This window comes from Lonsdalea britannica, from assembly GCF_946477055.1.
GTDB classification, from domain to species: Bacteria; Pseudomonadota; Gammaproteobacteria; order Enterobacterales; family Enterobacteriaceae; genus Lonsdalea; species Lonsdalea britannica_A.
On record NZ_CAMKXG010000148.1, the window covers coordinates 1 to 8891 of the forward strand.

At 56.2% G+C, this 8891-nt stretch carries 6 protein-coding genes and 1 pseudogene; 2 read left to right on the top strand and 5 right to left on the bottom strand.

Annotated elements, in window-relative coordinates; translation table 11 throughout:
• The 4 genes and pseudogenes from Q7O77_RS10975 to Q7O77_RS10990 all read right to left on the bottom strand — a co-directional run.
• Nucleotides 1-229: pseudogene (locus tag Q7O77_RS10975) on the bottom strand (hypothetical protein); the annotation flags it as partial.
• A 35-nt stretch (nucleotides 230-264) separates the two neighbouring features.
• Nucleotides 265-1296, bottom strand: a complete 1032-nt coding sequence (locus Q7O77_RS10980; protein WP_304166936.1) for an ABC transporter substrate-binding protein — start codon at nucleotides 1294-1296, stop codon at nucleotides 265-267.
• Between the two features lie 308 nt (nucleotides 1297-1604).
• Complete coding sequence (locus tag Q7O77_RS10985) at nucleotides 1605-3065, bottom strand: NAD-dependent succinate-semialdehyde dehydrogenase (RefSeq protein ID WP_304166939.1); 1461 nt, start codon at nucleotides 3063-3065, stop codon at nucleotides 1605-1607.
• A 10-nt stretch (nucleotides 3066-3075) separates the two neighbouring features.
• The gene (locus Q7O77_RS10990) at nucleotides 3076-4341 is read right to left on the bottom strand and encodes a 4-aminobutyrate--2-oxoglutarate transaminase (RefSeq protein ID WP_304166942.1); all 1266 of its coding nucleotides are present in this window, start codon (nucleotides 4339-4341) and stop codon (nucleotides 3076-3078) included.
• Nucleotides 4342-4467: 126 nt separating this feature from the next.
• Between Q7O77_RS10990 and Q7O77_RS10995 the strand changes: the two genes are divergently transcribed.
• Nucleotides 4468-5961, top strand: a complete 1494-nt coding sequence (locus tag Q7O77_RS10995; RefSeq protein ID WP_304166944.1) for a PLP-dependent aminotransferase family protein — start codon at nucleotides 4468-4470, stop codon at nucleotides 5959-5961.
• A gap of 306 nt (nucleotides 5962-6267) precedes the next feature.
• Nucleotides 6268-7362, top strand: coding sequence for an ABC transporter ATP-binding protein (locus Q7O77_RS11000; RefSeq protein WP_304166946.1), 1095 nt, complete (start codon nucleotides 6268-6270; stop codon nucleotides 7360-7362).
• Nucleotides 7363-7590: 228 nt separating this feature from the next.
• Here Q7O77_RS11000 and yiaY read toward each other — a convergent pair whose 3' ends face one another.
• On the bottom strand, nucleotides 7591-8739 hold the full coding sequence (yiaY, locus tag Q7O77_RS11005; protein ID WP_304166949.1) for an L-threonine dehydrogenase: 1149 nt from the start codon (nucleotides 8737-8739) through the stop codon (nucleotides 7591-7593).
• Nucleotides 8740-8891: the final 152 nt, after the last annotated feature.

An 8891-nucleotide genomic window follows, 5' to 3' on the forward strand; every position in this document is an offset into this window, starting at 1 on the left:
CGTCGGCAGCGTCAGATGTGTATAAGAGACAGGGGTTGGATACGCTCTTGCCCAGAATCGAAAAAATGGGAAACAGAAAACTGGCCAGGATAAACAGAAACAGCGGCGCGATCAGCAGCAGCGAACGTTTTTTATAACGCGACTGGGCATGGCGCAGCTGCTGTTTCAGGCTGGCGTTTTCCAGGTGCTCGGCCGGTGGCGCGGCGGCCACCCTTTCGTTCTGGGTCATCGATTTTCTCCTTACTCTTTCAGACCGTCTCGGGATTACTGCTGGGCAGCCCAGGAATTAAAGCGCTGTTCCAGTTCTTCCCCGTGATCGATCCAAAATTCGGTATCCACTGCCAAAGACTGTTCCAGGTTTTCCGGCGCTGTCGGCAAGTTGGAGCGAATGGCGGCAGGCAGCAGTTCGTTGGTTTTGATATTGGTAGGACCGTAGGCGATGTTTTCCGCAAAGACCTTCTGGTTTTCCGGCTGGTTGGCAAAGGCGATAAACTGTTCCGCCAGCGCCTTGTGCTTGGACCCTTTGACGATGGCCCAGCTATCCAGATCGTAAATGCTGTCTTTCCAGACGATATTGATGCCCGGTTTTTCTTTCTGCGCGACAGCCACGCGGCCGTTGTAGGCGGACGTCATTACGACATCACCGGAAACCAGCCACTGCAACGGCTGTGCGCCGGACTCCCACCACTGGATGTTGGACTTGATTTGATCGAGTTTCTTGAAGGCGCGATCCACACCGGCGGGCGTTGCCAGCACTTTATATAAATCTTCACGCTTCACGCCGTCGGCCAGCAGCGCGATTTCCAGCGTGAACTTAGCGCTTTTACGTAAGGCGCGTTTGCCGGGGAATTTCTGCACATCCCAGAAATCGGACCAGCTGGTCGGCGCCTGTTTCAACTTGTTGGCGTTGTAGGTCAGTACCGTCGACCACACGAAAATCCCGGCGCCACATTCAGAAACAGACCCTTTAACGAACTGAGACGGATCGCCCAGTTTTTTCCAGTCCAGCGGTTCCAGCAGCCCTTCGTTACAGCCGCGCAGCAGCTCCGGCCCTTCAACTTCGACAATGTCCCAGCTGATCTGGCCGGTTTCCACCATGGCACGCAGGCGCGCCATTTCGCCGTTGTATTCGCCGGATTCGATCGTGCCCTTTCCTGCGGCCATAAACGGTTTGTAGAACGCTTTATCCTGCGCGTCCTTATTGGTGCCGCCAAAGGAAATCACGGTCAGGTTTTCGGCCCAGGCCTGAGAGCTCATTGCGACAATCAGCGCGGATAAAGCAAATTTTTTCAACATAATCTGGCTCCTGGTAAAAGTGTGAACGCAATGCCAAACGGCGGCACTTTAGAGTTGTGAGAACAGTCATTGCTGTGGTGAAGAATCCCCTCTTTGTAAAAGCATATTTCGTGCCACTTTAGGTATAAAAACAGGGAAATAAGGCGGCGCGCGGTGGAATAAGGACGTAATGCGAATATGTGCAGCACGCACGTTTTTTACAGGGGAAAAATGGGGGGATAATTTGCTTTAGCGTGGTGCACTCAATGAGTTCGAATGCACCACAATGTTACGAGGAGATGACACAGGATCGCCGTGTCAGTGCGTCATCAGGCTGAAGGCGTGAGATCCACGCAAAGGTATTTCATCTCGAGATACTCTTCGATGCCGAAGCGCGAACCTTCGCGACCCAGCCCGGACTGCTTGACGCCGCCGAATGGCGCGACTTCGTTGGAGATAAGCCCGGTGTTAATGCCGACCATGCCGTACTCAATCGCTTCCGGCACACGCCACTGACGAACCGCGTCACGCGTGAAGACATACGCCGCCAGCCCAAACTCAGTATCGTTCGCCATCGCAATGGCTTCCGCTTCGTCCGTAAACGGGAACAGCGGAGCGACAGGACCAAACGTCTCTTCGCGTGCAAACCGCATATCGCGCGTAACATCGCCAATCACCGTCGGGGTGAAGAACGTGCCGCCCAGCTCATGCGACTTGCCGCCCAGCAGCAGCCTAGCGCCTTTCGTCAACGCGTCGTCGATGTGCTGGCGCACTTTGTCGATGGCCTGTTCATCAATCAGCGGCCCCTGCGTGACGCCCGGCTCAGTACCATCGCCGACCTTGAGTTTTTTCACTTCTTCGACCAACCGTGCCGCCAGTGCAGGATAAATACCGCGCTGTACATAGATTCGGTTAGCGCAAACGCAGGTCTGGCCGCTGTTGCGGAACTTGGAGGCCATGATGCCTTTCACCGCGACGTCGATATCGGCGTCGTCAAACACGATGACCGGCGCGTTCCCGCCCAATTCCAAAGACAGTTTTTTCACCGTCGGCGCGCTTTGCGCCATCAGGATACGGCCGACTTCTGTCGAGCCAGTGAAACTCAGTTTGCGCACCACCGGGCTGTCGCACAGCACTTTGCCCACCGCCGGCGCTTCACCGGTGATCACCTGCAAGACGCCAGCGGGAATACCGGCCTGAAGGGCCAGCTCACCCAGCGCCAAGGCGGTAAACGGCGTCTGCTCGGCCGGTTTGACGATCATGGTGCAACCTGCCGCCAGCGCGGGCGCTGCTTTACGGGTAATCATCGCAGCCGGGAAGTTCCACGGCGTGATAGCCGCCGTGACGCCGATGGGCTGTTTCAGTACCAGCAGGCGCTGATTAGCCTGCGGAGACTGAAGAACACTGCCCTCAACGCGTTTAGCCTCTTCTGCGAACCACTCGATAAACGCATTGGCATAGCCGATTTCACCGGACGCTTCCGCCAGAGATTTTCCCTGCTCGGCCGTTAATAAGGCCGCCAGATCGGCCTGATTTTCACGAATCAGACGCGCCCATTCGAGCAGTACGGCGGCACGCTCTTTGCCCGTGCGCTGACGCCATGACGATAGCGCGGTGTCCGCCGCGTCAATCGCCTGCTGAGTCTGTTCCGCCGTCACGAGCGGGATGGTGCCCAACGTCTCGCCGGTTGCCGGATTGTTGACGCTGAGCGTTTCACCGCTCAGGCTGTCCTGCCATTGGCCATTAATGAGGCATGACTGACGAAATAACGTTTTGTTTTTCAATTGCATGAGGCCACCTTTACTGAGCCAGAACGCGGGACAAAAGCGTCAGGGCCTGGTTGAACTGGGCATCGGGAATGGTCAGCGGATACAAGAACCGGATGACGTTGCCGTGCACGCCGCAGGTCAGCAGCAGCAGCCCCTGATCCAGCGCCGCTTTCTGATATTTTTTGGTGATTTCCGCGCTCGGTTTGCCCGTCTGCGGGTCATTGAATTCCACCGCAACCATTGAACCGCGAGCACGAATATCCACGATTGCCGGGCAGTGCGCTTTCGCCTGTTCCAGCGTCTCTACCAGTGTAGCGCCCAGCTTCTGCGCACGCTGGCACAGTTGCTCTTCTTCGATAACGTCCAGCACCGCCAGCGCGGAAGCGACGGCGAGCGGATTCCCCGCGTAAGTGCCGCCCAGACCGCCGGGGCCCGGAGCATCCATCACGTCGGCACGCCCTACAACGCCGGAGATCGGGAAGCCGCCGCCTAGACTTTTCGCCATCGTGATCAGGTCAGCTTTGTCCTCATAATATTCCATCGCAAACACTTTGCCGGTGCGCGCGAAGCCGCTTTGCACTTCGTCGGCAATCAATAACATGCCGTGCTGGTCGCACAGCTGGCGCAGCGCGCTGATGAATTCTGGCGGCGCTACGTTGAAGCCGCCTTCACCCTGAATCGGTTCAAGAATGATGGCCGCGACCTGATCGGCGGCAATGTCCGTATGCAGCAGGCGGTCGATGCTTTCCATCGCCTGTTCGACGCTAATGCCCTGATGTTCGTTGGGATACAACGCATGGAAAATGGATCCGGGGAACGGCCCGAAACCCGTTGAGTAAGGGGCCACTTTTCCGGTCAGCGTCATCGTCAGCAGCGTACGGCCATGAAAAGCGGCGCCAAAAGCGATAACTCCCGGACGTTTGGTGTGCGCTCGCGCGATTTTCACAGCGTTTTCAACGGCTTCTGCACCGGTGGTGAAAAAGGTGGTTTTAGCCGGGCCGTCGATAGGCGCCAGTTCGTTGATGCGCTCTGCGAGAGTGACGTAGCTGCCGTAAGGCACAATTTGATAAGCGGTATGCGTGAAACATTCCAGCTGCTCGCGTACCGCCGCCAGCAGTTTGGGATGGCGGTGGCCGGTATTGAGTACGGCAATCCCCGCAGAAAAGTCAATGTATTCATTACCTTCCACATCCCACAACGTCGCATTTTCCGCCTTGGCCGCAAAAAAATCACACATAACGCCGACACCACGCGGTGTAGCCGCCATACGACGTTGATTGAGTTCGCTATTTTTCATTTTGTTTGCTCCGATTCGATGAACTTACGCATTGCTTGCGGCTGACGATTGACGTCTGTTGTTGCTATTTACCTCCTGCATGGTTCTATAATCCAGTGCCAGTTTATAAAATTTGAGGGATCCAATTTGCGCTCGCTACTGACAGACCTGCTCTTGCAGGGGCTGGAAAACCAGCAGGAAGGGACACTGAACAAACGGCTGAACGATGCCATTCGGCTGGCGATTCTGGAAGGCGCCATTGCGCCCGGCTGCCGTCTGCCTTCTTCGCGGGATTTGGCGCAGCAGCTGTCGCTGTCACGCAATACGGTGATCGCCGCCTACGAACAGCTGTTGGCGGAGGGCTATATCGAAACACGTACCGGCAGCGGCACCTACGTCACAGAGCAATTGCCGTCCGTCGCCGTTCCCCCACTGCGGGACAATAGCGAAAGCGCCGTGAGGCCTGCCGTGCAAGAGCTATCGCGACGCGGTATGAACCTGCTCGGTTATACGGGCGCCTCGGCCCGCCAGTGGGGCGCATTCATGCCGGGGATCCCGGATATCACCTGTTTTCCTCACGACTTATGGCGCCGCCTGCAAACACGCATCACCCGTCGAATGAAGCCGGAACAGCTTTCCTACGCCCCCAAAGGCGGCAGTCCTGAACTTCAACAGGCGCTGGTCGACTACCTGCGCGTCGCGCGTTCAGTGGAGTGCCGTCCGGAGCAGATTCTCATCACGGAAGGCACGCATCAGGCGATGGATTTGCTGGCGAAAATGCTCTGCAATCCGGGGGATTTGGCCTGGCTGGAAGAGCCCTGCTACTGGGGAATGCGTAATGTGCTGACCATCAACGGATTGCGCATTGCGCCTGTCGAGGTGGATGAGCAAGGCATGGTGCCACCAGAAACAATCTCGCCCCAGTCGATACCGCGCCTTATCTGTGTCACGCCATCGCATCAGTATCCGCTGGGCGCAGTGATGAGCCTGGCGCGCCGCCAGCGATTGCTCGCGCTGGCGCAGGAGCATGGCAGCTGGGTTATCGAAGATGATTACGACAGCGAGTTTCGCTTTTCCGGCAGCCCGATCCCGGCGCTACAGGGCTTGAAGAATCAGCCACCGGTGATTTATATCGGCACGTTTAGCAAAACGCTCTATCCGGGTCTGCGGGTGAGCTACATGGTGCTGCCGATGCATCTGGCGCGAGAGCTTAAAACCGGCCACGACGAGCTATACCGCGGCGGCCACATGCTGACGCAGCTTACCCTGAGCCAGTTTTTGCGCGAGGGCCACTATGCCGCCCATATTCGCCGGATGCGTCTGCTATATGGCCGCCGGCGGGCGTTGCTCAGCGAGCTGATCGTCGAGCATCTGGGCGAGGACTATCTGGGCTATAACAGCAACGCGGGCCTGCACCTGATTTTACGACTGCCCGACGCGACCGACGACGTGCTGCTCAGCAGTCGCATTATCCAGCGCGGCGTGATGGTGAAACCCCTCTCCAGCTACTATCTCCACCCTCGCCCACAGCGGGGCCTGCTGCTGGGATACGCCTGCGTCAAAGAGGAAGATATGGCGCGAGCGTTCTCCGTTATCGTGAGCTGTATGAAGGAGATGCGCACGCACTCAAAGCTGGCTTAACGGCCATCTCCGGGGCACTGTTTTGGTGCCTTAGCCCATTAACGGCCTCACCATTATGAGGCATCGTTTTTTTCGATGTGGCGTTGAACGTGCCGAAAAACTGTTCAATCTGCCCAGTCATTGATTGATGAATTGAGGCACTCTGCTCACTTATTTTCCTTGGGGTAACCTTAAGATAACCGTTCTTCACGGCGCATATCGGTAAGATAATCACCAAGGCGCTCTCGTCACGTCACCCTCAATTTTTCATGCAGGCATGATTTATGCATAGACAAGGGAATACAGACACAGCGAGAGAGTGGCTTAATGAAAAACTTTGTCAGCTTCAAAAATATTCAAAAGACCTACGATGGCGATCGGCTGGTAGTCAAAAACCTGAATCTGGATATTCAGGAAGGCGAATTCCTGACGATGTTGGGTCCGTCGGGTTCAGGTAAAACCACCAGTTTGATGATGCTGGCCGGATTTGAAACCCCGACGCAGGGCGAGATACTGCTGCGCGATACCCCGCTGCACAACCAGCCCGCGCATCAACGCGGCATCGGCATGGTATTCCAAAACTACGCGTTGTTTCCGCATATGACCGTGGCGGAGAATCTGGCGTTTCCGCTCTCCATTCGTCGCCTGAATCGCAGCGATATCAAAGAGAAAGTCGACCGCGTGTTGGACCGTGTAAAACTGACCAGCCTGGCTGACCGCTATCCAGCTCAGATGTCGGGCGGACAGCAGCAGCGCGTGGCGCTGGCGCGCGCACTGGTGTTTGAGCCACGTTTGGTGCTGATGGATGAACCGCTGGGGGCGCTCGATAAACAGCTGCGTGAACATATGCAGTTGGAGATCAAAGAGCTGCATCGTGCGTTGGAACTCACGGTCGTTTACGTGACCCACGATCAGAGCGAAGCGATGACGATGTCAGACCGGGTAGCGGTATTCAATGACGGCATCATCCAGCAAATGGACAGCCCAAGCGATATCTACGAACGTCCGCAAAATGCTTTCGTGGCGCAATTTATCGGTGAGAACAATACCCTGATCGGAACGCAGTCAGGCAGTGACGGCGACTATTACAACGTGACGTTGGATGATGGCACCGTGCTGAAAGCGTTGAAGGTCCGCCCCAGCTCCCCGGGTAAAACCATTTCGGTCTGCATCCGTCCGGAACGTGTCAAAATCAACGCCGACTCTCTGCAGCCCGGAGCTCAACAGGTGAATGCGCGGATCAGTCAGTTTATCTATCTCGGCGACCACGTGCGGATGATGACGGACGTCGCCGGACAATCCCAGTTTATGGTCAAACTGCCGGCAAGCGATGTGGATCCGTCCTGGAAGGTCGGGACCGGTGTGAAACTGTCCTGGATGCCGGAACATCTGCGCGCATTGGATGTGATCACGACACATTAATGTCCGCCCTTCCCATCCCGACCGCCGCGTTGACGTAAGGCGGTCAGGCTGGCGCGATGACGGCCACTGTCTTGTTTCGCGCCAGCGCTCCGAGTCTTTCGCGACATTCGTGAAGCCCGGTGGTCATCGTTCACCGCTTTCAGGCGACGCCGTGCGACCGTTTCGCCCCCGTTTCCTCGCCATAAAAAAAGGCGGCTTTCGCCGCCCTTTGGGTTCTTGAAACCTGAATTACATCGCGGCCGCAAAGACGGAAACGATTTCAGCGTGCGTACCCTGTCTCGGGTTGGTCAGGCTGCAGGCATCTTTCAACGCGTTGTCCGCCAGCGTATTGAAGTCTTCTTCTTTTACGCCCAGCTCTTTCAGCCCGGCAGGGATGCCAATGTCGCGAGACAATTTAACGATAGCGGCAATTGCTGCTTCGGCCGCATCGGCGTCGCTCAGGTTAGCGACATCAACACCCAGAGCTTTCGCCACGTCTTTCAGGCGAGCGGCGGCAACAACGGCGTTGTAACGGACTACGTGCGGCAACAGTACGGCGTTGCAGACACCGTGCGGCAGGTTATAGAAGCCACCCAGCTGGTGAGCCATTGCATGTACATAGCCCAGAGAGGCGTTATTGAAAGCCATCCCCGCCATGAACTGCGCGTACGCCATTTGCTCACGCGCTTCCATGTTTTTACCGTCGTGGACCGCGTTGCTCAAATGCTCACGAATCAGTTCGATCGCTTTGATAGCGACCGCGTCCGTGATGGGATCGGCCGCAGTGGAGACGTAAGCTTCGATCGCATGCGTCAACGCATCCATACCGGTCGCCGCCGTCAGAGAAGCTGGCATGCCGACCATCAAAGCAGGATCGTTGATGGACATCAGCGGGGTGACGTTCTGATCGACGATCGCCATTTTCACGTGGCGCACTTCATCGGTGATGATGCAGAAACGCGTCATTTCAGAAGCGGTGCCCGCCGTGGTGTTGATGCCGAACAGCGCCAACTGCGGACGATGTGATTTATCAACGCCTTCGTAATCGGCAATCTGGCCGCCGTTGGTCGCCAGCAGCGCAATGCCCTTCGCACAGTCGTGTGAGGAACCGCCGCCCAGAGAAACGATGCAGTCGCAATCATTGGACTTCAGCAGTTTCAGTCCTTCGTCCACGTTTTTAACCGTCGGGTTAGGCTGCACGCCGTCATAAACAGCGCTGAAAACCTGATGCTCATTCAGCAAAGTCTGAACCGACGCCACCACGCCGATTTTATTCAACACGCTATCGGTCACAATCAGCGCTCGTTTGAAGCCCTGCGTCTGAATTTGCTTAGCGGCTTCCTGTAAAGAGCCTTCTCCCATCAGGTTTACTGCCGGAATATAAAATGCGCTACTCATTGGGTTTCACCATATCCATTGATTTTAAATGTTAACTGACGGCAATCCTATCACCGAGATACACGGGTTAAATTGATTTAGAACAACTTAAATAGACTGCTTCCTGTCTCTTATACACATCTCCGAGCCCACGAGACTAAGGCGAATCTCGT